We start from the raw sequence: 24087 nt of genomic DNA on the forward strand, positions 1-24087 counted from the left end.
GCCGGTCGCTGGCTCAGTCGATCGGCGTCGTCGTGTCGATGGCCTCGCGCAGCGGCCCGCGCATGACGCGCCAGTAGCCGGTGGGGGAGAGGCGCGTGAGCACGTCGATGAGCCGGGCCTCGCGGCCGATCATGGTGCGCGCCCGGCGATGGACGGTCGCGCGCACGATGCGCGCCGCGGCATCCGCGGGTTCGGTGTGGTACATCGCGGCCTGTGCGGCGGCGGCCCGATCGGCGATGGCCGGCGGGATCGCGGCGGCGTACCTGCCGTGCAGGATGATGCCGGTGCGCACGCCCGCCGGATACACCGCGCCGACCGACACCGTGCTGCCCTCGAGCTCGTGCCGCAGCGCCTCGGAGAACCCGCGCACGGCGTACTTGCTCAGCGCGTACGGGATGCGACCGGCCGGTGCGGCGAGGGCGTAGACGCTCGCGAGGTGCGTGATGTGGGCGGCGGGGGCGCGGCGCAGCGCGGGCAGGAGCGCCTTCGTGATCGACACGGTGCCCCAGAGGTTCACGTCGGTGAGCCAGCGCATCTCCTCCATCGTGAGCTGGTCGATGTCGCCGAGCATCGACGACCCGGCGCAGGTGATGAGCGCGGTGATCCGAGGATGGGCGGCGGTGATGTCGGATGCCGTCGCGAACACCGCGTCGTCGTCGCGCAGGTCGACCACGTGGATGGTGAGGGGCGGCGCGCTCGGGTTGCGCGGACCGGCGAGTTCGGTCGAGAGAGCCTGCAGCGCCTCGGCGTTGTGGTCGATGAGGGCGAGGTGCGCGCCGGCGGCGGCGAGCTGGCGGGCGACCTCGGCCCCCATGCCGCTGGCCGCGCCGGTGATAACGGTCGTGCTTCCGGGCAATGTCAGTGGCCGCATGCATACTCCTCGAGGGCGAGCCGAGCGGGCTCTTGCCCATTCTGGCCGAGGCTGCGCGCGGGCGATACGGGTACGCTCGAAGGGAGGAGGTTCCGGTGGGACGAACAGCGGATGCCATCGCCGAAGGCGTCGCGATCGCGACCGCTGCGGCGCGCCTCGCGATCAAGAACCACATCCTCGTCGGGACGATCGCCGAGGACGGGATCTTCGACACCGAGAAGTACATCGCCGACGCCCGTGAGGCGTTGCGAGCGATGGCCGAGGAGTCCGAGGCTGCGGCCGCGAACGTCACCGCCCTGCGCAAGCGGGCCCGTGGTCGGCACTCCGATCCGCGCGGCACGCACGACTACCGCGACCGCGATGTGCGCAATCTTCGACGGCGGGCCAAGCAGGCGAGCGGCGTCGCGGCGAAGCTGCGCGAGATGATGGACGACCCCGAGCAGCTCGGCGCGATGGTCGAAGAGGCGCGCGAGGGTGCGTGGTCGGATGTGCGGCACAACCTCGACCGTCGACTCCGTGTCGAGGGCATGCGTCCCGATCAGGATCCTGACTACTCCCGCATGCGCGAGGCGCGGATGCAGGCGCTGCGGCTCGTCGATCTGCAGGCGCTGTCGTCGCTGCAGCGCGCCAAGGCGAAGCGCAAGAAGAAGGAGAAGGACGCCGAGAAGGAGTCCGCCGAGACCGCCTGAGGGGCTCGTTTCGCTTTCGCGTCGAGTCTCATGTAGGCTATTCCACGGCCCGCTGAGCGGGCTGGGCGCCCGTAGCTCAATGGATAGAGCATCTGACTACGGATCAGAAGGTTAGGGGTTCGAGTCCCTTCGGGCGCACATCACCTGAAACCCCCGTCGCGAGAGCGGCGGGGGTTTTCTCGTCCCCGGGGAGTGTCTCGCCCCCGCACAACTTCGGAGTTCTGGCGCGACGCGCCGGTCGCGGAATCCGTTCGTGCGGTGTGTCGGATCGGATCTCCGAAGTTGTGCCGGGGGAGGAGTGTCTTGTGGGGGACCCTTCGACAAGCTCAGGGACCCAGCCTCACCGGGTCGCCCCGTCTCTGCACTGGGTCGCTGAGCCTGTCGAAGCGTCTCATTCCGCACGAATTCGAAATTCGCGACGGATAAACGCCCGCACCCGATATACCAAAATGCCAAAAGGGGCGACCCGGGAAAGTGCTCGTGCTACCGCCTAGACGAGGAACTCCGCGTTTTATGACGCGAAAACGGAATCTTTTTTCTGGGCCCGGCGTGTCGCGCAATTCGGCTTGCAAATGCGCGAAGACATAGGCCACTGTGAATCCCCAGAGCGGCGCATATGAGGCGCCTGTGAGCATCCGGGGGGATGACTTTGCCCAAGTACATGGTGCGACGTGTTGTCGCGCGCGCAATCGTCGGAGCAGTCGCACTGGTGTCGTTGATGTCGACACCGGTCATGGCACAGGCGGTCGAACCCGCCTCCGCCGACACGGTGATCGCGAGCGTCGCGGCCGCTCCGGTGGTGTTCGCCTCGGCGGACGAGAAGGACTCCGACGGCGACAGCATCCCCGACGTCGTCGAGCGCGAGGTCTGCGGCACCGCGACCTGTGCGATCGGCACCGAAGACCGCGACGCCGACGGCATCCCGGACTGGACCGAAGTGCTCTCGTGCGGCAGCACCACGTGCGCCTCGCCCACGGCCGACCGCGACAAGGACGGCATCCCCGACTTCGCCGAGCGCCTCGTCTGCGGCACCGACACCTGCTCGAACTCGCTCGAAGACGCCGACGGCGACCGCATCGGCGACTGGGTCGAGTTCGTGATCTGCGGCACGCGCACCTGCGCGGACGGCTCGGAGGACTACGACGGCAACGGCGTCTCGGATGCTGCGGAGCTCGCCGCCTGCGTCGTGCGCGTCGACGACCTCGCCATCACCGGTGGCACGATCGCCCTGTGGATCATCATCCTCGCCGTCGTGCTGATCGGCGGCGGCCTCGGACTCTGGATCTGGCAGCGCCGCCGCAACGCCGCGGCCGGCATCGACGCGGTAGATGACGCGGATGCCGACACCGATACGGATGCCGCTGCGCCGACCGAGAGCGACACGGATGCCGACGCGGACTCCGACCTCGACGTCTTCGACGAGCCCGCCGCAGAAGCCGACACCTCCCCGGATGCCGAAGGCACCGACCCGACGCCCGACACGACCCCCGACACCACGACCGACACGACGCCCGACACCGACGACTCCACCGAGGCTGGTCGCTGATGTGGTCGAGGTCCGTCGCGGTCAGTGCGATCGCGGCGCTGGTTCTCGGTGTCGGCGCCGTGGCGCCCGCACCGTTCACGCCCCAAGAGGTCATGGAGCAGGCCCGCTCCGAGGTGCTGCAGAAGGTCTACGCGGCCGCCGGCCTGAACGCCGACGGTGAGCTCGACGACACCGACACCGACGACACCACCGGCACCGCCACCGTGACCCCCGCCCCGGCGGCCCCGCCCGTCCAAGGCGGCATCTCCACGACCACCAGCGCCACCGCCCACACCTCCACCGGCACCTCGAAGCCGATCGAGACCTCGGCCGCGGCATCCGATCTCGCCCCCGGCGAGCCGACCGACATCGCCTCCGACGCGCTCGGCGTGCAGGCGACGTTCTCGGGCCATGACCTCGAGGCTCCCGTCTCGCTCAGCCTCACCGAGGCGCCGTCCGAGGCGCAGGCGCGTCGCTCGGCCGTGGTCGACACCTCGGGTGTGGTGGTGAGCGATCCGGTCGAGATCGTCGCGCTGAACGATGCCGGCGAGAAGGTCACGAGCTTCCCCGCCGAGCTGATCGATCTGCCCAGCGACGACCCCGAGCACGGCCCGGTCGTCAAGGACGTGATTCCGGGCATCACGCTCGAGTTCGACGTCGACATGGCGCGCGTCGAAGAGGCCGAGGTCGAGACCTCGACCCTGCGCATCTACACGCGCTCGACGCCCGACGAGCCGTGGACCGAGCTGCCGTCGTACTTCGACGCCGAGACGCAGACGGTCAAGGGCGAGTCCGATCACCTGTCGCAGTTCGTGGTGATCGGGACCCCGTTCCCGGTTCCGCCGGGACCGGTGGTGGTGCTCGACCCCGACAACGACGAGGGCGTCGTGCAGACGCCGGCTCCGGCGACCGAGTTCCCGTACAACTGGAACCTCGTCGAGGGCCTCGCCAACTACCTCGCGCTGCAGTGCAAGGCGCAGGTCGTGCTGACACGGCCGGCCAGCATCCCGTTCGTCTCCCGTGATACCCGCGCAGGGGTCGCGGCATCCGCCAACCCCGTCGCCACCGTGAGCTTCGGCTTCGCGACCTGGAACGGGTACGCGTGGGGCAACGAGGCCGAGGGCGGCACGATGGCCTACTCGCGCGGCTCGGGTGCCGACAACCAGCTGCGCGACTCGTTCGTCACGCACATGCCGACGTACACGGGGCGTCCGTCGAACATCGAGCCGTCGAACGCGAACTTCCCGTTCGCGCAGTTCGGCGGGGTGCCGGGGGCGTACGCGCACGTCGAGACGCTGTTCCTCGACCACAACTACGACCGCCCGGTCATCGATCAGGGCTTCGGCAGCATCGTCGACGGCACGTTCCGCAGCCTCGGCGGGTACCTCGAGTCGATCGGCTTCGACTGCACCGACCCCGTGCTGGGCGGCTGGCCTTCGCCGCCGTCGCAGGCCGAGCTCGCCCGCTGGCGCCACCTGGGCTACCAGAACTACCAGACCTACGGCGCCGATCCGGTGTCCTTCTCGACCGGAAACCTGGTCGAGTCGTTCCCGCTGTTCGACCTGGCGGGCCCCGGCGCGCAGTCGATCGCGGCGAACCTCGTATACAACGCGCAGGACGGCCGGCTCTCGCGGGTCGGCGCGGGCTGGACGTTCGGGCTGGGAGCCCGGGCGCAGCGCTTCGACGACGACTCGGTCATGGTCGTGCGCGGCGACGGTGCGTCATTCGTCTTCGCGAGCGACGGCGCCGGTGGCTACACGGGCGAGGAGGGGCTCGGCCTCACGCTCACCGAGGGCGGCGCGGGCCAGCTGAACCTCACGAGTGACGAGGGTGAGACCTGGGTCTTCGACGCCGCCGACATCTGGGGCATCGGCGAGCTCACCCGGCACGTCGACCGCCAGGGCAACGCCACGACCCTCACGTACGGGGCATCCGACCCCGACGTGCACCAGTTCACGCCGCTGACCTCGATCACCGACGCCGCCGGGCAGACCGTGCAGGTCGCGAGCGACGGCGTCGGGCGTATCACGGGCTTCACACTGCCGGATGGACGCACCTGGTCGCTGGCCTACAACGACGCCGGCGATCTGATGTCGATCACGAGCGCCGACGGCACCGTGCAGTCGTTCACGTACGACGCCGAGCACCGGATGCTCACGGCCACCGACGGCAACGGCGTCACGTATCTCGTGAACGAGTACGACGCGGCGGGCCGCGTGGTGCGGCAGCTAGATGCCGAGAGCAACGTGCGCACCTTCGCGTACGCCGATGGCAAGACGACCTATACCGACAACGAGGGCGGCGTGGCCGTGTTCGAGTACGACGACGAGGCCCGCATCACGGGCATCGTCGACACCGCCGGTGAGAGGGCGACGTGGGAGTTCGACGACATCGGCAACGTTTCGTCGCACACCGACGAGGCCGGTCGCACGTGGGAGTACACCTACGACGACGACGGCAACCTGCTCGAAGAGGTCGACCCGTCGGGCACCGTCACGAGCTACACGTACACCGATGGCGGCGACGTCGAGACGGCGACCGATCTCGACGGCGACCGCACCGAGACCAACGTCTACAACGCGCAGGGCTTGATCACCGAGGTGCAGCAGGCCGACGGCACGAGCGTGCGGTTCGAGTACAACGCGGCGGGCGACCTGACACGCAGCATCCTGCCGTCGGGAGCCGCCACGACCTATGCGTACGACGCGCGGGGCAACCTGGTGTCGTCGACCGATGCGATCGGGCGGGTCACGACGTACGCCTACGACGCGAGCAACCGCCTCACCTCGGTGACCGATGCGGCCGGCGGCGTCTCGTCGTTCGCCTGGGATGCGGGCGACCGCCTCGCATCGACGACGGATGCCGAGGGCGGGATCACCACCTACGCCTACGACGGCAACGGGCAGCTGACGGCGGCGACCGACCCGATGGGTGCGGTCACCGGCTACACGTGGGATGCGCTGGCGCGCCTGGTCACGGTGACCGACCCCGAGGGCGGTGCGTCGACGTTCGCCTACGACGGTGAAGACAACCTGACGGCGTCATCGGATGCCGAGGGCGGAACCACCGCGTTCGTGCTCGACGAGGCCTACCGCACGGTGGGTGTCATCGATCCGAACGGCGGGGAGTGGGAGCGCCGGTACGACGAGACCGGGGTGCAGACGGCATCCGTCGATCCTCTCGGTGCCGAGACGACGTCGACGATCGACGATCTCGGTCGCCCGGTCACGACCACCGACGCCACGGGTGCCGCGTCGTCGGTGGAGTACGACGCCGCCGGACGCGTGGTGTCGCAGACCGACGCCGCGGGCGGAGTGACGACCTACGAGTACGACCCGATGGATCGGGTGACGCTCGTCACCGACCCGGCAGGGTTCGAGACCGAGTACCTGTACGACATCGACGGCAACCTCATCGGGATCATCGACCGCAACGGCAATCCGACGCTCTACGAGGTGGATGCCGCAGGCCAGGTGCTGCGCGAGACCGATGCCACCGGCGCGGTCACCGAGTTCTCGTACGACGCCGTGGGGCGGATCACGAGCATCCTCGATGCCGACGGTCGCGCGACCGCGATCGAGTACGACCGCAACGGGCAGCAGACGGCGATCGTCGCGCCCGGTGGGGCGCGCACGACCTACGCCTACGATGCCGCGGGGCGCCTGGTGTCGCAGACCGATGCGCTCGGCGGGGTCACGACCTACGCCTACGACAAGGCATCGCGCCTGGTGACGGCGACGGATGCCGCGGGCGGCGTGAGCACCTACGCCTACGACAAGGCCGGCCGGCAGACGCAGGCCGTCGATCCGGTCGGTGAGGTGACGGCGTTCTCGTACGACGAGGCGGGTCAGCTCGTCGGGGTCATCGAGGGTTACGAGCCCGGGGCGGATGCCGCCGCCGATGTGAACGTGAAGACCGCGTACGCGTACACCGCCACCGGTCTTCTCGAGAAGATCACGAACCCGCTGGGGGCGGAGACGACCTTCGCGTACGACGCGGCGGGGCGTCAGACGACCGAGACCGGTCCGACGGGCATCGAGACGAAGACGGCGTACGACGACGCCGGTCGCGTCGAGCGGGTGTCGAACCCGGCTGGACTCGTGGCGGCGTACACGTACGACGCGCGCAGTGATGTCGAGACGCTGGTGCGGTCGGACGGCGAGGTGTCGTTCGAGTACAGCGGCGAGCAGCAGCCGATCGTGATGGACGACCCGACCGGCACGACCGGGTGGGTCTACGACGAGGTGGGTCGTCTGCTCCAGCAGACCGACACCCGGGGTGACACGCTCACCTCGACGTACACGCCGGCGGGTCTGCGCGAGTCGCTGACGTATCCGGATGGCACCGAGACGGCGTACACGTTCGACGCCGCGGGTGATGTGGCGACGCAGTCGACGCCCGAGGGGGTCGTCGAGTATGCGTGGGATGCCGAGAGTCGGTTGACGGGCATCACCCGCCCGAACCAGGTGACGAGCTCGTTCGAGTACGACCCGCTGGGTCAGGTCACGCGGGTGCTGCACGAGACGCCCGAGCCGGAGCCGGTGCCTGCCGAGCCCGAGCCGGAGCCGTTGAAGACGGATGCCGTGGAGTGCCGTGCCGTGGGCACGTATCTCGCCGAGCGGCAGGCGCCGGCCGCGGGTGGGCAGAAGCCGTGTGTGAAGACGTGGGACTACCTGGAGCGGCGCACGCTGCCCGAGGTGGAGTCTCCGGTTCCCGCCGGGGCGTCGCTCGAGTACACGTACGAGTACGACGCCGCGGGCAGTGTGACGGACTCCGTCCGCACGATCACGGGTCCCGAGATCGCGGGACCGTCGGTCCCTGAGCCTGTCGAAGGGCCCGACACCCCGTCCACACCGTCGGTCCCTGACGCGCCGTCGGTCCCTGAGCCTGTCGAAGGGCCCGACACCACGCAAACAGTCGACACCCTCTCTCACACCTTCACGTACGACAACCTGGGTCGCCTGACGCAGTCGGAGGCATCCGATGGTGAGACGAACGCGTACGGCTATGACGAGGCGGGTAATCGCACGTCGTGGGATGTCACGGGCGCCGAGGCGGGGGATTCTCATCTGACGGCACAGTTCAACGCCGCCGGGCAGCTCACGTCGACCAAGACGACGGGTGTGAATGCGGGTTCTGCGTCGTACTCGTTCGATGGTGCGGGTAATCGGTCGTCTCAGACGGTGAATGGTGTTCCGACGTCGTTTGGTCATGATGCGGCGGGGCGGTTGTTGTCGACGCAGACGGAGGGGCGGTCGACGTCGTATAGGTATGACGGGTTGGATCGTCGGACGTCGGTGACGGATGAGACCCGGTTTGGGTCGGACACGACATCGACGACATGGGATGGTCTTGACCCTGTTGCGACCGATAGCGGGTTGCACGGGTCGACGGAGTTGTTGCGGGATCCGACGGGTGAGGTCGTGTTCCAGTCGGGTGCTTACGACGACGCGTGGGTGTTGGGTGATGCGCGCAATGCGACGGCGACGGCGGATGCCGGGGGTCGGATCACGGATCTCGTGGACTACACGGACTTCGGTGCTGCCGGGTTCGAGTCCACCGGGTGGGCGTCGTTGGTCGGTAACGACGGGCAGCCGGGTGATGCGACTCTCGGGCTGGATCATTACTACGCCCGTGACTACGACACCGCGACCGGGTCGTGGGTGCAGCCGGATGAGTGGCGCGGGTTGCTGGTGCGCCCGCAGTCGTTGAACCGGTTCGCGTATGTCGAGAACTCGCCGGTGGCGTTCAGCGATCACCTCGGGTTCCTGCCGATCGGTGGCGGCCTCAAAGGTGGCGTCGCGAAGGCCAACATGAAGAACGCGATGAAGAAGGGCGGGATCGCGGCTGCGCTAGGAAAGAAGAAGGGGTCAAGGCTCCCCAAGCACTCGATGGGGGATCTCGACGGTAAGGCGCCACGCAACTTCGCCAAGGATCCGAGGGATCGTTCTTCGGACTTCACCACTCAGTTGCACCTGCGCAACATGGTCGGCTGCGGATTCGGCGACACTGCCTGCCGGGGAAGTCAGTTTGGTGGATCGAGTAGCTGCTTCTTTATGCCGAATCCAGCGGCATGCCTGATCAACCAGTGGGCGGGAGGCGCCCTACGAGGGGTCGTGGATGCAGTCTCTAATGCTTGGAATCTTGCTGCGGGAGTAGCAAGATTTGCGCGAAACATCCCGCTGACGGCTTTCGGCATCGCTACTGCGGCGATCGGCGGTGCGAGCTGCGACTGGTTCGAGAATGGGCTCGTGCTCTGCGCAGGGTCGAAGCTCGGTGGAACGATCACTCTGGGAAACGTGATCGTCACGGACTACACCCGAGACGGTTTCATCGCGCATCCTGAGCTCGTCAGACACGAGTCAAATCACACCGTCCAGTCGGCAACAATGGGAAACGACGCATACGTCGCGGTCTGGGCTGCGGGTTTGATCTTGTCCGGGGTGTTCGGGCAGTGGCCCAATGAGCGTGGCGGAGGGTGCCTGAACCCGATCGAATGGGCTGCTGGACCTGGAGGTGGATATGAAGAGATTTGCTTCAAGTGGTAGTACCGAGAGTCAGTCATCTAGGCTTCGGTTTACTTCTCGAGCGACTCTGACCGGGACGCTTCTGATCGGACTTCTCCTTTCGTTGGCCGCGTGCAATGACTATTACCACCATGGCAAGTACGAGATGCTCGTCAGCGGAGGAGACCTTTTCTTCACCGTCTGTGAGGGGCAGGTCGCCACTGACATCCTCGTCCAGGAATGGCATCGAGGAATGGGCGAACCGAGCGACGAGACCATTTGGCATGCTGAGGGCGAGGCTGATCTTCGGGCTGGCACTGTGCTCCAAGCTGGCACCGATAGCGACGGACTCTCGACGGTGGAGTTCGCCATGCCAGCACTCGAGCCTGGGACTAAGTACTTCATTGAGGTGCAGGGAGACGTCCCAGGAACTCCGTCAGCTCTACTTGAGATCCCAGCGGACGGCATGCCGAACGGAATGTGGCTCAACTCGGACGGCAGGGTCCGCGAGCGGGCATGCTCGGGCTGACGAGCCGAGCGATTCATGGGCTTTCAAGGTGAGGGGAGGTGTTCGAAGACGATCGCGTCAATAACGCGTACTGAACTGTTTCGAGCGCGACATCCCCCTCGTCGCGATGAGGCGTTGCTGACGCAGGCGAGGAGAGCAGCGTGAGCGCTTCGACCCGCGGTGCGCGGTTTCTCGAGATCGTCGGCGGACTCCTGCTGATGTTCATACGCAGCATCCTGTTGTGGCTGGTCATTCCCATCGCGTTTCTGGCATGGGTCTTCGTGCACGGCTGGGCGCAGCACACCCGGTTGCGGCATGCGCTCGCTTGGTACGACTTCAACACTGTGTCGCTCCTGATGAACGGTCCTCTCCGACTCATGTTTCGGGCCGAACAGCGACCGCCTTTCGTCGGTGTCTCTCATATGGGGAAGGGCGAGTGGCATCGAGTCAGCCTGAACGACTTGCTCTAGTTCAGCCTGGAGTAGCGCGGGATCTGTCGAAGTCGCGTCATGATTCGTGCGCTCGGTCGTCTCTTCAGTGGAGTGGCGGACGCTGCAACGGAGGACTGCGAACGCTGCGCGCGTTCGGGATGATCGGGGGAATCAACGGTGGGCAAGCTTGTCATCACCTAGCTTCTGGACGTGGGCTGCGAGGCAGCGCCGCATCCGCATGATTATGGTCGTCGTGTGCCTGGTGTACGTCGGCATCTCCGGCGCGCTCATTCTGTGGTTCGTTCCTATCCAGGTTCCTGAACTGTTGATCGCTTCTGTCGCGCTTGTGATCGTGACCCCGATAGTGCTCTATTACCAGTTGACGAGCGGTCTCGACTTCTTCGCCACGTCTGACGTCGCGGGCCCTGATCCGTCGCCGCACATCGCGGCGCAGGTGTCGAGGAATGCAAATCACGCCGAGTCTTTCGGATCGCCTCGGTTGCCCGACGACTTGTCGAACCTTGTATCGATCCCGTTATCGCAGGTCGGAGAGGGGCCTGTTCGGGTGCGGACGGAATGGGATCGACATCTGTTCGTCGCGGCCCATCGGATGAGGCTGGTGGGCAAGGACGCCGGTCGCGGAATGAAATCGACCTTGGTCATCGACTCGTCCGGAATGTCACTGATCGCGGGCTGGAGGCGGCCGGGCGTCGTCTTCACACTGCCGGCGTCGTCTGTTCTCGGCCTGTGGAGAGGCTCCGACGTCGCCACGATCGGAGGCTCGGATGTCCTCGTGGCAGTGATCGAGCATGAGGGCGACCAGCTTCTCTTCGCATTCACGGTGAGGCGCTGGAGCCAGGACGAAGAACTGAAGAAGTTCAGGGTCGACGAGCTGATCGCGTTCAGCGAGGTTCCTCGGTGATCGAGCAACGCGGTTTCCACAACGTCAAGGCCCGCGGAGCATCTCGGCGCCGATCCCTGATGCTCTGGTTCTGGTCCTCGATCCTGATGTCGGGCGCCTGCCCACGGCGATGGGAAGCGACGCGGTTGCGGCAACCGATAGTGCTCTTGCCGTCGGCGCAATGAACGAGTTCGACGGTGTGACGTCAGTGTGTCTCTCGGATTCGGACGATGAGTGCTCGACAGGAGAGGGGATGACGCTTCGGTGGCGAGGAGTCATTCGCACCTCCGGGCGGATCGCGGTCATGAACGTCCGCAACGAGATCCTGCTGGAAGCGCCAGCGAGATCCGACGCTGAGGTCGTTGTCTGGAGCAACTCACTGGCAGAACCCGACGCGCTCTGCATCTGCCTGCTGTAGCGAAAACAACGCTCGCCTAGAAGAGCCATCGGAAGGAATCAAAGATGAGTGACAGCAACGACGGCTCGACATACGAACTGCACGTGCCGATCGAGACCCTCAGGGCGGCGACGTCTGTGCTGCTGCGGCATCTCGAACAGCTCGAAGGACCGGTCGTGACGCTTCGAGAGGACTACTTCTGGTCGATCCCCGCTGATGATCTCTACGACGTAATCCGCGAACCGAGTGCGCTCACGATCGGGCAACTGAGTGAGAGTCTTGCGCACCTCGCGTCGGTCTCATCGCATCCGGACGCTGCTCTGTCGTACGGTCTCGTGTGGCTGGCTGACGTGCTCCGTGCCATCGGCCATGACGTGGTCCGCTGATGCGTGCCGCTCGGACCGAGCCGCGCCTCGTCGACCTCGTCTACGACGGGGCCTTCGCTCAAGCCATCGAACGCGCGCACTCGTTCGCTCCGCATGAAGTCCACACCCAGCTTTTCCTCGACGATGAACGTCACCTCGAGGACGCCGGACCCTGCGATGAGTTCCTCAGGGCGTGGATCGACTCGATCGAATTCCCGTTTCTCCGAGCGGAGGCGGCCGACGCCTTCGCCCGGTGCTACACGACCGAGCTCGCACCCGTGCCGAACGGCGAGTACATCGGTGCGTACCTGCTTACCCGGGCACTGCATGATGCACTTGCGCGAGTCATCGAGGTGATCCTGGGTGACGAGCTGAAGGACCTCGAAGAGACTCCGAGGCATCCACTCTCCGCGGAATCGGCAGCGCGGTGGAGAGCCGTCGGCCGAGCCTTGGCAGAGCTCGATCTTCCTCCTGCTGTGTCGCCCGTGGCACCCGGGGGGGGGGGGGGGGGGGGGGGGAGAGAGATGGCCAGCCGGACCACTCGAGGGGAACGCAGACAGACGAACGGCTCGGACGGGCTCGTCGCGGTCGCTCAGGGAGCCCCTTCTGGCGACGAGCTGATCGCAACGGCTGACACCCCGAAGAATGGTCCGAAGTCGCGTCATATTCCGGGCGTTCGGTCGTCTCTTCAATGGGGCGTGGCCTTTGCGGTGATTCCACGAAGGCTCTAAGCGATAGCGACTACCGGAGGAACTGAGTGACGATCGAGAGCAGCAGTGGGACCCCCGTCAGGCGACTCGCCGACGTTCTCGGTCGCGCACGGGGTGAAGCTCGGCACGTTCATGGCTGAACCCGCCGTCGCTGATGCGGCGATCATGCTCTTCGGTGTCTCCTCGACGTCGATGGTCGGCGCATTGCTCATTGTGAATCCTCGGACAGCTATTCGGCTCAACGTCAAGGGCATCCGCGCTCTTGCCGACGTTTACGGGCAGAAAGCCACCGAGCGAATTGTGCGCGACGCCGATCCGAAGTGGGCGGTCAACTTCGGAATCGGCTTGCTGGCTATGGCGCTGGCCTCGCTGGTGATCCTGTTCTTCCGGTTGCACGTGCCGCTTGCGGTCCAGACAACGGCCATGGTGGCGGGGCTTGGCGCCTTGCAAGTCCTGGCGACGGTCGCATTGCTCGCGATTCGACAGCGGAATCGTCGATCCCGGGCCTTCACGCGTCGCAGTTCGTCGACTCGCGACCGCATTCGGATCAACGCAATGATCGTCGGCTCGTGCGGTGTCTCGACTCTGATCCTTCTCGCCGTGCTGCTTGCGACAGTGCCGATCGGAGGATGAGTGAGCGCCCGTAGGCGAAACGCGTATCGGTGGTTGAACCTCGTCCTGTTCTTCGCGGGGGTCGCGCTGATGGCGCTCGCGTACTGGCTGGATGTCCGCGATGGAGTTCCGACTACGAGGCGGGAAGACCAACCGTTCGAGGTCACCGTGGCCGGCGGCCTCGGCATCATCGCGCTGGGAAACGGACTCTACAGATTCTGGAAGAGCTTCAAGAGCGATGATGAACAAAGGAAACGGTGAGTGGCGCGCATGATTCAATCCGGGCTGGCATCCTTCGTCGTGCGATCGATGGAGACGCCACTGGCATCCATCACGGAGGTGCTCGGCATCCAGCCCACCGGGGTCATCCCCAGAGGCACAGTTCTGCGCTCGGGTCGTGTGCAGGAGTGCAACGTCTGGTGCATCGACTCCGACCGGATGGACAACACCGAAGACGACCGAACCGGCACTGTCGCGCTGCGCTGGTTGCTCGATGCCTGCCGTCCCGTAGCGGGGAGGGTGCCTCTGCTTCCGGCGGACTGTGAGACCTGCATCTGGTGGACGGCCGACTCCGACTCCGCCCAGGGCGGATTCGTGCTGCCGGCCGAGCTGATGGCGCAGGTCGCGGCGCTCGGCGTCGACCTCTACACGACGGTGAACCTCGATGACCGAACGGATGCCGAACGCGAGGCTAACGCATGATCGTGCCTCCGGCGCAGAGCCTTCCGCCGGCAAGCTCGCGCACCGTCTGGAACTGGCTCATCGTCGCCCTGCCGATCTTGACGTCGATTCTGGCGTTCGGCTACCTCGCTGATTGGCAGCGGATCTTCCCGCAAATCGTCCAACTGATGGTCGATGATGTCGCGCGCGTAGACCGGCCGACATACGACTCCGCGGAAAGCATGAGCGAGTTCATGTCACTGTTCTTCGAGCTCTTCTTCAGCCCGTGGCTGTGGACGTCGTTCATTCTGGGATGGGGCGCGTACGCGGCATCCGTTCGATTCGCTGTGCTCGATGTGCGCGCGCTGACGGGTCGCGGGTTCCTCCAGCCGTTTCCCTGGGCGTGGACCTTCCTGTCGCCCCTGGTCTATGTGATCGGGCGACACGTCGTCGTCCGGCGGCAGGGCAGCACCGAGCGTGCGCCGCTGATGGTGTCGGTGATCTCGCAGTCGCTGGCTTTCGTGGCGATGACGTACTGGACCGTCGTTCTCACCATGCAGGCGCTGGAGCTGATGCTCCCGATGGTGTTCGCACGCTGAAGCACTCGAGGCTTCTCGTCTCGTTCGCGTAACAGGTGGCGTAGCGCCGTCATGTTCGACGCAGTAGGTCGTCTTATTCATGAGGGGGTGATTCTGGTGCGACTAGAAGCAGAGACGGGTGCTGCTGCGGGGGGCGGCGGCGACGCCGTCGCCGTGGAGATGAAGCCATGACACATTTCGGGTTGTCGACGATGTACTGGGCGGCGATCATAACCACCTTGATCGTCGCAGCCGCGAGCACCAGCGCTCTGTCGGGCGGAACGTTGCCGCCTGAGGCCTATTACTTCTTCGGCCCTGCCTTCCTCGTCTCTCCGCTTGTCGCGCGGGTCGCCTACAAGTACAGCGAACCGCGGGCCGCGCGAAAAGCGCTCCACGGGGCGATGGCCGCCACCGGCGCCGACCACGGCCTCATCCTGCGCCCGTCCGTCAGACAGATGCTGGGCGTGGCCAAGCTGTGGGAGCACTCGGCGCATGCGCGGGCGCTTCAGAAGGACTTCGTCAACGCGCCGACGTTGGCCAGCGCCCGGCTGGTAGCGGTCCGTACCGCGAACGGGCTCGAGCTCCGCATGGGCTTCTCCGGCGAGCAACTGCTCCTCGACCTCCCAGACGGGAGGTTTCGGTTGGGCAACCCACCGGGCATCGGACGGTTGGAACTACTCCACCCGAACGGTGACCCGGCCGCCGAGTTCCCCATCATGCGCATCCGAAAAGGGTTGCTCAAGCCAGCGACGATCGCCGAGGCGAGGGAGGGTCTCGATCCTCGCGGCGCGGCCCCGCACAGGGAGGAGTCCATCAATGACTGAAACCCCCGAACTCCGATTCTTCGACGCGATCGTCCGCGCGGTGCACGCGAGGGGCGAAGATTGGAGCCTCCGCGTCATCGATGCCGCGGTGGCCGCCCTCGTCGACGACCTCGACAGCCCGAGCCTGCGGATTCTCGCCGGGCAGCCGGCCAACGACGAGGTCGCCACCGAGCGGCTTCTCCTCGCTACGTGCGAAGAGCTCGGCATTCCCCACCCGCCCAGACGAGAACGATGGGTGTCGCGCGTGATTGACGGGCGTCGCTGGGAGCGCATCGCGAGTGACAGCATCCGCTTCGCGATCGAGCCGTCGGAGGCGAGCAGCACGGGAGTGGAGCTGTGCATCTACATCAATGATGTCTCGGTCGCCGCCAGCCTCTCCTCCGGCCTCCACCCCGTCGACATCGACCACTTCACGGTCGAGGTCGATGAGCGGCTCGCGCTGATCTCATCGTGCCCGGCATGTGGGGATTCCGAGTGCGACTGGGTCGACATCGACATTTCGCCCGACGGCAAGGCGGTTCACTGGGATTGGGTGAGCGGCGTGCCGAACGGCGTCGACGCGGGTGTCTCCTTCCCGGTTGGCGCATACGAAATGGAGGTCGAGCGCGTCCGGGCCGATCGCTCGTGGGAGACCCCGATGGATGCCGCGCGGCGCCTGGTGTTCGGTCGGGTGGATCACGAGCTTCTCAGGGTGCGCGGGGTGAAGCTCGACTGGGTCGGTCCCGACCACGACGATCCTGCGCGGGTCAGAGTGTGGCTCTCATCTCTCATCGATCGGGATCCCGAGCATCCGTTCCAGGTCTTCCTGCGATTCCCCGGAGACGGGTCACCTGCCGAAACCAGTGCCGCCGAGATCGTTCGAACACTTTCGCGACCGCCTGAAGAGTGGCGCGCGACCTACCTCATGAACAACTCGCGAGACGAACACCTGGCGCCGTCAATCGCAGGTCCGCTCTGGCGGCGCAGGCCGAACCCGGGTGAGCCGCCCGCTGTGGAAGCGCGCGTACTCGGGCCGATCGCCAGCGAACCCGGCTGGTCGGAATGGCTCGCCACCTACGTCTTCGACCCGCGCACGCGCGACAAGACCCTCCGCGAGATCGAGAACATCGACACTCGTGCGGATAACGCCAAGATCGTCACGCGCGGGATCGCCGCGGGGTTGATCGTGTTGCTCGGCGCGGGCGTACTCGTCGGCACGACCGTTCTGGCGGACGGCATGCACGATCCGCCCTTGTGGATGCGACTTCTGCTCCTCACGTTCGGCCTCCTCACGGTCCTCGGGCTCGGCCTCTCGATTTGGCGCATCGGCGGCGGGAGCGTTGCGCGCACGGAGGCCGCGCGGACGCGGGCGATCGAGGCGCTGGAGAATGACAGCCGACGGATGCTCCCGCGCACAGTTCTCCGCGACTTCTACGTCTCCGATCGCGTGAGCGACAGCGATGTGTGGGATGCGGCGCAGCAGCTGCACGCGCTCGACGCCGCGTGGGCCGGCTACGCCCAGTTACGCGAGCGCCGCAACCTCACTCTGGGTCAGGAACTGGAGATACTGGAGGCCGAGGCGTCTGCCCGCATCGTGCTGGATGCTGTCGGCGAGCTGCTGAACCCCGGGTCCGCGCCGGCGGAGGAACACTGGTGAGTGGGCGGTTCGTGCCGATCCCGAAGGACGTGAACGGGTGGTGAGTCGATGAGGCTTGAACTCGACATTCGGTTTCTCAGTCGCTCCGGAGTTGATCTCACGGTCGACGACCTGCGACTCGGGCTATCGCTTGGCATCGTGAAGCCGACGACTGTCGTCGCTCTGGCGAAGCGCGCTGATCTCGAATCGCCTGTCGACCCGGTCATCCAGGAGCTCTCGGAGCTCGATGGCAGCGCGATCGCGGATATTCGGGAGATCCTCGGTGCGGGAGAACAGGCGACGCTCGAGCCGGAGCTGTCTGTCCGAAAGTGGCTCTATCTCGAGCTGCTCGCGACGTACGAACTCAGGGAGAATCTGAAGGATCCTTTCGAGTTCGTCGAACTGATCTACGCCGACTTCGGCTACCCGGAGTCGGTGGCACCCTTCGTGAGATACATGCCGTTGGAGGAAGGCGCCCCTTCTGGCTTGGCGGCCATGACGGAGAGCTGGCGACAGTACTTGACGAGTGAAGCGGAGGCTCTCGTGTGCTCGCGTGAAGATCGGCCGGGCGACCCGGTTGAGGAGCGCTAGCCCCTACCCCTCCACCAGGCTCGTGATCGCCGGATCCCGCCGCGCGACCTCCACCGCGGTCGCGACGATCACTTTCCGCATGGCCGACACCGCGATCGCCGGCCGAACGTCCGAGCGGTGCGCGAGGCTGACCGTGCGGGTCATCATGGGGTGCGACAGGCGCATCGACCGCAAGCCGGGCTGGTCGAGCAGCACCATCGCGGGCACGACGGCGACGCCGAGGCCGCGTTCGACGAAGCGCAGTACGGCGTCCATCTCGGCGCCGGCGAGCACGGGCGCGGGTTCGAGGCCCTCGCTGCGGAACGCGGCATCCGTCGTCGCGCGCAGTTCGTACGTCTCGTCGAAGACGATGAGCGGCAGGGTGGCGAGCTCGTCGAGGCCGATGGCGGATGCCGTCGACACCGGCGGCTGAGACGCCGATGACACGACGACGAGCTCTTCGGCCAGCAGCGGCATCCGCGTCAGGCTCACGCCCGCGGGCGGCGGGCCGGCCGATTCGGTGATGAGCGCCATGTCGACCGCGCCGACGGCGACCTGCTCGACCAGCGCGCGCGATCCGGCCTCGGCGAGCTGCAGCTCGACACCGGGGTGCGCGACGTGGAAGGCCGCGAGCGCCTCGGCGACGAGGCTCATGCACAGTGTGGGCGGGGCACCCAGGCGCACGCGTCCGCGACGGATGCCGGCGAGCTCGCCCATCTCCTCCTTGATCGCCTCGGCCTCGGCGAGCATGCGCTGGGCGCGGGGGAGCAGCGTCTCGCCGGCGGAGGTGAGGGCGATGTGGCCGCGCGCGCGATGGAAGAGTTCGGCGCCGAGTTCACGTTCGAGCGTCGAGATCTGCCGACTGAGCGACGGCTGCGCGAGGTGCAGCGATTCGGACGCCCGCGTGAAGTGCCCGAGGCGGGCGACCTCGACGAATCCGCGCAACTGCTCGAGGTTCATGTCCATAGGCTACCAACATGGTTCGAAGAGGAACTATGCATTGGAGTTATTAGGGTGACCTAACTAGCGTCGAGAGCATGAGTACTCGCGAACGTCAGATCTCCACCACGATCCTCGTCATCGGCACCGGCGGATCCGGGCTGCGCGCGGCGATCGAGGTCGCCGAACACGGCATCGACGTCCTCGCCGTCGGCAAACGCCCCCGACAGGATGCCCACACCTCCCTCGCCGCCGGCGGCATCAACGCCGCCCTCGGCACCATGGACGCCGACGACAGCTGGCAGCAGCACGCCGCCGACACCATCAAGGAGAGCTACCTGCTCGCCACCCCCCACACCGTCGAGATCGTCACGCAGGGCGCCGAACGCGGCATCCGCGACCTCGAACGCTGGGGCATGGACTTCGCCCGCGAAGACGACGGACGCATCTCGCAGCGCTTCTTCGGCGCGCACACCTTCCGCCGCACCGCCTTCTCGGGCGACTACACCGGCCTCGAGATCCAGCGCACCCTCGTGCGCAAGGCCGAGCAGCTCGAGGTCCCTATCCTCGACAACGTCTACATCACCCGCCTGCTCGTGCGCGACAACGTCGTCTTCGGCGCCTACGGCTTCGACCAGGCCGACGGCACCCGCTACCTGATCCACGCGGATGCCGTCATCCTCGCCGCCGGTGGACACAACCGCATCTGGCGCCGCACCTCCTCGCGCCGCGACGAGAACACCGGCGACTCCTTCCGCCTCGCCGTCGACGCCGGCGCCCGCCTGCGTGACCCCGAGCTCGTGCAGTTCCACCCGTCCGGCATCATCGAGCCCGAGAACGCGGCCGGCACCCTCATCTCCGAGGCGGCGCGCGGTGAGGGTGGCATCCTGCGCAACGCCCTCGGCGAGCGCTTCATGCCGAAGTACGACCCCGAGCGCATGGAGCTGTCGACCCGCGACCGCGTCGCGCTCGCCGCGTACACCGAGATCAAGGAGGGGCGCGGCACCGAGAACGGCGGCGTCTGGCTCGACGTCTCGCACCTGCCGCGCGAGACGATCATGACCCGCCTGCCCCGCGTCTACCAGACGATGATGGAGCTGCAGATGCTCGACATCACCAACGACCCGATCGAGATCGCGCCGACCGCGCACTACTCGATGGGCGGCGTGTGGGTGCGGCCCGAAGACCACCAGACCGACGTCGACGGCCTCTACGCCATCGGCGAGGCCTCGAGCGGGCTCCACGGCGCCAACCGCCTCGGCGGCAACTCGCTCATCGAACTGCTCGTCTACGGACGCATCGTCGGCCAGGCCGCGATGGAGCACGCGGCCTCCCTCGAGGCGCAGAAGAGGTCAGCGGATGCCGTCGCCGGCGCACGAGCCGAGATCGACGACCTCCTCGCCGCCGACGGACGCGAGAACGTGCGCGCCCTGCAGCGCGCGATCCGCAACACCATGACCGAGCACGCCGGCGTCGTGCGCTCGGAGGAGGGGCTGCGTCAGGGTCTCGCCGAACTCGACCTCATCGAGGGGCGCATGGAAGACATCGGCATCCACCCCGACATCGCCGGGTTCCAGGACCTCGCGCACGCCTTCGACCTCAAGGCCTCGGCGCTCGCGGCGCGGGCGACGATGGAGGCGGCGCTCGAGCGTCGTGAGACCCGCGGATGCCACAACCGCAGCGACTTCCCCGACACCGACCCGACGCTGCAGGTGAACCTCGTCTGGTCGCCGCGCGACGGCGTGACGCGCGAGGCGATCCCCGAGATCCCCGAGGAGATCGCCGAGCTTATGCGCGAGGTCGACACGGCGGGCAAGCTCGTCGAGTAGGGGTTCCCCATGGCCGGGCGCTTCGACAGGCTCAGCGACCCAGTTCTGGTCCGCGACCCAGTCGCTGCCCGCGACCCGGTTTCGGTCCGCGACCGAGCCGCGCTAGTGGGTCCCTGAGCCTGTCGAAGGGCCCCACACCCCGCGGAAACTCAGTCCTCGGTGTCGACGACCCCGATCCCGACCGCCTCATGGTCGGGTTCGGGCTCGTCGCGCTTCGGGGCCTTGGGCTCTTCACCCGGGTCCTTCTCGGTGCTCGGCTCCTGCAGGTCTTCGGTGCTCGGCACCTCGCTCGGGTCGGCGTCTTCGGGTGACTCGGCCGCATCCGGCGTGGTCACTTCGCCCTCGGCATCCGATGCCGGAGTCGGCGTGGGCGTCTGCGCCTCGGCGGAGAGGTCGTCGGTGGGTTCGGGGGTGCTGTTCGTCATGATCGCTCCCTTCGCGATGTCTGACGTTCAGGATGCCGTCGCAGCTGCCCCGTTTGAAGGGGCTTGACGCGCGCTCAGAAGTGCATCTGCTGGAGCGTGCCGTACTTGATGACGATCTCCTCGACCTCGGGCTGGGCATCCGCCGGCTGCAGGCGCACGGTCTTGCCGCTGCCGTCGAGCAGCACCAGGTCGGGTCCGTTCGAGAACCGCAGCGCCGGCCAGGGCGAGGTCCAGACGATCGAACTGTTCGCATCGAGGGCCGTCACACCCGCGGCATCCATCGTCACCGCCGTGGTTCCATGGTCGCCGCGCACGGGGAAGCGCGCGGGGAACTCGCTGTTCTCCCACTCGCGGAAGTACACCGACAGGCCGATCTTCGCCTGGGGGAACCCGGCGCGCAGGCTGCGGCCGATCCGCGAGATGTGCACGGTGCGGTCGTCGGGCTCGTCGTCGGAGGGGATCTGCAGCAAGCCGCCGATCTCGTAGGTGAGGCGGAAGAGCTCCTCCTGGCGCTTGTCGTCGAGGGCGAGGTCGCTGCTCTCGAGGAACGGCTGCGTGCCGATGCGGCCGGAGCGCACGCTGAACGTGCGGCTGGTGGCGTTCTTCTTGCGGCGCGAGCTCAGCACGCCGAAGACGACGATGCCGATCACGACGAGAACGCCGACGGCGAGGAAGATCAGGATTCCGGTGTCATCACTCACACGCCCACAGTAGTGAGTCAGCGGGTTAACGAAGGTGAACCGACATCGACGATCCGGCGTAGCCTGAAGGGGTGACAGCGTACGTCTCGGCCTTCGACCTCTTCTCCATCGGAGTGGGGCCCTCGAGCTCCCACACGGTCGGACCGATGCGGGCGGCTCTCGACTTCGCGCAGCGGCTCGCCGCCGCAGGCTCGCTCGATCGCGTCTCGCGCGTGGGGTGCACACTCTTCGGCTCGCTGGGCGCGACCGGCATCGGCCATGGAACCCCGGATGCCGTCGTCGCCGGCCTCCGTGGACTCTCGCCCGAGACCTGCGACCCCGCCGCGGTGCGATCGGCGTGGAGCGACTATCCCGCGGGCGCACCCCTCGTCATCGCCGGCGCCCATGAGGTCGCTTTCGCGAAGGAAGATATCGTCTTCGCCCCGCGCACGCGCTTGCCCGGGCACCCGAACGCCATGACGCTCACGGCGTGGGCGAGCGACGGCGAGGCGGTGGTGGAGGAGACCTACTACTCCGTCGGCGGTGGGTTCATCCGTCGCGAGGGCGAGGAGGCCGCGCTCGCGACCTCCGGGTTCCCCTATTCCTACGCGGATGCCGCGTCGCTGCTCGCGCTCTGCGACGAGCACGGGCTTTCGATCGCCGAGGTCGCGCGCCTCAACGAGACCTCCCTGCGCAGCGAAGCAGAGGTGGCCGCGGGGCTCGACGCGATCTGGGACGCAATGGCCGGATGCGTCGACGCCGGCCTGCACTCCGACGGTGTGCTGCCCGGCATCCTCAAGGTGAAGCGACGTGCCGGGGTGATCCGCGGGCAGCTCGACGCCTCGGAGGCCGACGGCCACCGCGAACTCCCGGGCGAGTGGCTCGGTGCCTTCGCGCTCGCCGTCAACGAGGAGAACGCCGCGGGCGGACGTGTCGTCACCGCCCCGACGAACGGTGCCGCCGGCATCCTGCCCGCCGTCGCCATGTACTGGTGGCGGTTCCTCGCCGACTCCGGCCTCGGGGCGGGCAACGCCGTCACTCCGTACGGCGAGCTGGTCGGCAGCGCGCTGCTGGGATTCGAATCGGATGCTCGGGCGCTCGCCCCCTCCGACGCGTTGGACGAGGAGCAGACCGCCGAGGCGAACCGCCGCCGCGGCATCCGTCGTTTCCTGCTGACCGCCACGGCTCTCGGGTCGCTCTTCAAAGCCAACGCCTCGATCTCGGGCGCCGAGGGCGGGTGCCAGGCCGAGGTCGGATCGGCCTGCGCGATGGCCGCCGGCGGACTCACCGCCGTGATGGGCGGCACCAACCGTCAGATCGAGAACGCCGCCGAGATCGCGATGGAGCACCACCTCGGACTCACGTGCGACCCGATCGGGGGCCTCGTGCAGATCCCCTGCATCGAGCGCAACGCGATCGCCGCCTCGACCGCCGTCACCGCCGCCCGCCTCGCCCTGCGCGGCGACGGCAGCCACTACGTCTCGCTCGACGCGGTCGTCGAGACCATGCGCCAGACCGGACTCGACATGTCGACCAAGTACAAGGAGACGAGCGAGGGCGGCCTCGCGGTCAACGTCATCGAGTGCTGAGGGGTGGCTCGGGCATTCCTGCCGGAGCATAATCGCACCATGAGCGGTTCGGTGGGCGGCGAGGGAGCCGCGGTCGAGATCACGGGGCTCCGGGTGCGGAGGGGGCCCGTACACGTCTTCGATGGCATCGATCTGCGCATTCCTCGCGGACAGATCACCGGGCTGCTCGGACCCTCGGGCTGCGGCAAGACCACCCTGATGCGGGCGATCGTCGGCGTGCAGCGCATCGACGCGGGTCGGGTCACGGTTCTGGGGGAACCGGGCGGATCGCCGCAGCTGCGCCATCGCGTCGCCTACGGTACCCAGGGCGCCGCGGTCTACGCTGACCTCACGGTGCGACAGAACCTCGCGTACTTCGCCTCCCTGCTGAAGGCGCCGAAGGGCGATGTCGATCGCGTGCTCGCCGAGGTCGGGCTGCGCGCGCAGGCCGGCCAGCTCGTCGAGTCGCTCAGCGGCGGGCAGCTGAATCGCGTGTCGCTCGCGATCGCCCTCATCGGATCGCCCGAGGTCGTCGTGCTCGACGAGCCGACCGTCGGCCTCGACCCCGTGCTGCGCGCCGAACTGTGGGCGTTGTTCCGGGGCCTCGCCGATCGCGGCGTGACCCTCGTCGTGTCGAGCCACGTGATGGACGAAGCCGCCCGCTGCGACCGTCTGCTGCTCCTGCGCGACGGCCGGATCATCGCCGACACCACCCCGCAGGGACTCCTCGACGAGACCGGCGCCCCCGACGCCGAGGCCGCGTTCCTCACGCTGATCGAACGCGATCAGGCCGCGGCATCCGTCTCTCCTGCCGGTCCTGGTGCCGGCGAGACGCGCCGATCGCGCCGCGCCCGCGGGACGGAGGCCCCGCGTTGAACGGCGCA

At 67.3% G+C, this 24087-nt stretch carries 20 protein-coding genes and 1 tRNA gene; 17 read left to right on the forward strand and 4 right to left on the reverse strand.

The annotated features are described in order from the left end of the window. Positions 1–13: 13 nt before the first annotated feature. Complete coding sequence (locus tag ACZ5Y9_RS04935; RefSeq protein ID WP_247623390.1) at positions 14–871, reverse strand: SDR family NAD(P)-dependent oxidoreductase; 858 nt, start codon at positions 869–871, stop codon at positions 14–16. A gap of 95 nt (positions 872–966) precedes the next feature. Between ACZ5Y9_RS04935 and ACZ5Y9_RS04940 the strand changes: the two genes are divergently transcribed. The 14 genes from ACZ5Y9_RS04940 (at position 967) to ACZ5Y9_RS05005 (ending at position 17783) form a co-directional block, all read left to right on the forward strand. Beyond that, positions 967–1560, forward strand: a complete 594-nt coding sequence (locus tag ACZ5Y9_RS04940) for an asparagine synthase (RefSeq protein WP_464472443.1) — start codon at positions 967–969, stop codon at positions 1558–1560. A 65-nt stretch (positions 1561–1625) separates the two neighbouring features. Beyond that, a tRNA-Arg gene (locus ACZ5Y9_RS04945) sits at positions 1626–1698 on the forward strand. A 505-nt stretch (positions 1699–2203) separates the two neighbouring features. Continuing rightward, positions 2204–3106: a hypothetical protein gene (locus tag ACZ5Y9_RS04950; RefSeq protein ID WP_464472444.1), complete on the forward strand. Its 903-nt coding sequence runs from the start codon at positions 2204–2206 to the stop codon at positions 3104–3106. Next, on the forward strand, positions 3106–9633 hold the full coding sequence (locus tag ACZ5Y9_RS04955) for an RHS repeat-associated core domain-containing protein (protein WP_464472445.1): 6528 nt from the start codon (positions 3106–3108) through the stop codon (positions 9631–9633). The genes ACZ5Y9_RS04950 and ACZ5Y9_RS04955 overlap by 1 nt, the downstream gene beginning before the upstream one ends. Before the next feature lie 627 nt (positions 9634–10260). Then, positions 10261–10569 carry a hypothetical protein gene (locus ACZ5Y9_RS04960; RefSeq protein ID WP_247623385.1) on the forward strand — a complete coding sequence of 103 codons (309 nt, stop codon included), beginning with the start codon at positions 10261–10263 and terminating at the stop codon, positions 10567–10569. A gap of 199 nt (positions 10570–10768) precedes the next feature. Beyond that, the gene (locus ACZ5Y9_RS04965; RefSeq protein WP_247623384.1) at positions 10769–11452 is read left to right on the forward strand and encodes a hypothetical protein; all 684 of its coding nucleotides are present in this window, start codon (positions 10769–10771) and stop codon (positions 11450–11452) included. A gap of 441 nt (positions 11453–11893) precedes the next feature. Further along, positions 11894–12214 (forward strand): hypothetical protein, encoded by a 321-nt coding sequence (locus ACZ5Y9_RS04970; protein WP_247623383.1) that lies wholly within the window; start codon positions 11894–11896, stop codon positions 12212–12214. A gap of 821 nt (positions 12215–13035) precedes the next feature. After that, positions 13036–13536 (forward strand): hypothetical protein, encoded by a 501-nt coding sequence (locus ACZ5Y9_RS04975; protein WP_247623381.1) that lies wholly within the window; start codon positions 13036–13038, stop codon positions 13534–13536. A gap of 33 nt (positions 13537–13569) precedes the next feature. Further along, the gene (locus tag ACZ5Y9_RS04980) at positions 13570–13776 is read left to right on the forward strand and encodes a hypothetical protein (RefSeq protein ID WP_247623380.1); all 207 of its coding nucleotides are present in this window, start codon (positions 13570–13572) and stop codon (positions 13774–13776) included. A 9-nt stretch (positions 13777–13785) separates the two neighbouring features. Further along, a complete protein-coding gene (locus tag ACZ5Y9_RS04985; RefSeq protein WP_247624728.1) occupies positions 13786–14217 on the forward strand; it encodes a DUF4279 domain-containing protein in 432 nt (143 codons plus the stop codon). Then, positions 14214–14774, forward strand: a complete 561-nt coding sequence (locus ACZ5Y9_RS04990) for a hypothetical protein (RefSeq protein WP_247623379.1) — start codon at positions 14214–14216, stop codon at positions 14772–14774. Before ACZ5Y9_RS04985 ends, ACZ5Y9_RS04990 begins: the two co-directional genes overlap by 4 nt. Positions 14775–14941: 167 nt before the next feature. Beyond that, positions 14942–15577: a hypothetical protein gene (locus tag ACZ5Y9_RS04995; protein ID WP_464472446.1), complete on the forward strand. Its 636-nt coding sequence runs from the start codon at positions 14942–14944 to the stop codon at positions 15575–15577. Further along, positions 15570–17213, forward strand: coding sequence for a hypothetical protein (locus tag ACZ5Y9_RS05000; RefSeq protein WP_464472447.1), 1644 nt, complete (start codon positions 15570–15572; stop codon positions 17211–17213). The genes ACZ5Y9_RS04995 and ACZ5Y9_RS05000 overlap by 8 nt, the downstream gene beginning before the upstream one ends. A gap of 48 nt (positions 17214–17261) precedes the next feature. After that, positions 17262–17783: a DUF2247 family protein gene (locus tag ACZ5Y9_RS05005; protein WP_464472448.1), complete on the forward strand. Its 522-nt coding sequence runs from the start codon at positions 17262–17264 to the stop codon at positions 17781–17783. A gap of 3 nt (positions 17784–17786) precedes the next feature. On the opposite strand, the gene ACZ5Y9_RS05010 is transcribed toward ACZ5Y9_RS05005, so the two are convergent. Continuing rightward, the gene (locus ACZ5Y9_RS05010; protein WP_247623375.1) at positions 17787–18722 is read right to left on the reverse strand and encodes a LysR family transcriptional regulator; all 936 of its coding nucleotides are present in this window, start codon (positions 18720–18722) and stop codon (positions 17787–17789) included. A 77-nt stretch (positions 18723–18799) separates the two neighbouring features. Here ACZ5Y9_RS05010 and ACZ5Y9_RS05015 point away from each other — a divergent pair, with 77 nt between their 5' ends. Further along, positions 18800–20530 (forward strand): L-aspartate oxidase, encoded by a 1731-nt coding sequence (locus ACZ5Y9_RS05015; protein WP_464472449.1) that lies wholly within the window; start codon positions 18800–18802, stop codon positions 20528–20530. 149 nt (positions 20531–20679) lie between these two features. Here ACZ5Y9_RS05015 and ACZ5Y9_RS05020 read toward each other — a convergent pair whose 3' ends face one another. Next, positions 20680–20955 carry a hypothetical protein gene (locus ACZ5Y9_RS05020; protein ID WP_247955609.1) on the reverse strand — a complete coding sequence of 92 codons (276 nt, stop codon included), beginning with the start codon at positions 20953–20955 and terminating at the stop codon, positions 20680–20682. A 74-nt stretch (positions 20956–21029) separates the two neighbouring features. After that, positions 21030–21656: a hypothetical protein gene (locus ACZ5Y9_RS05025; RefSeq protein ID WP_464472450.1), complete on the reverse strand. Its 627-nt coding sequence runs from the start codon at positions 21654–21656 to the stop codon at positions 21030–21032. A gap of 71 nt (positions 21657–21727) precedes the next feature. Here ACZ5Y9_RS05025 and ACZ5Y9_RS05030 point away from each other — a divergent pair, with 71 nt between their 5' ends. Both ACZ5Y9_RS05030 and ACZ5Y9_RS05035 read left to right on the forward strand, forming a co-directional pair. Next, positions 21728–23224, forward strand: coding sequence for an L-serine ammonia-lyase, iron-sulfur-dependent, subunit alpha (locus tag ACZ5Y9_RS05030; RefSeq protein WP_247623371.1), 1497 nt, complete (start codon positions 21728–21730; stop codon positions 23222–23224). Positions 23225–23263: 39 nt separating this feature from the next. Next, the gene (locus ACZ5Y9_RS05035) at positions 23264–24079 is read left to right on the forward strand and encodes an ABC transporter ATP-binding protein (RefSeq protein WP_464472451.1); all 816 of its coding nucleotides are present in this window, start codon (positions 23264–23266) and stop codon (positions 24077–24079) included. Positions 24080–24087: the final 8 nt, after the last annotated feature.

It is taken from the genome of Microbacterium sp. T3-8, from assembly GCF_055398145.1.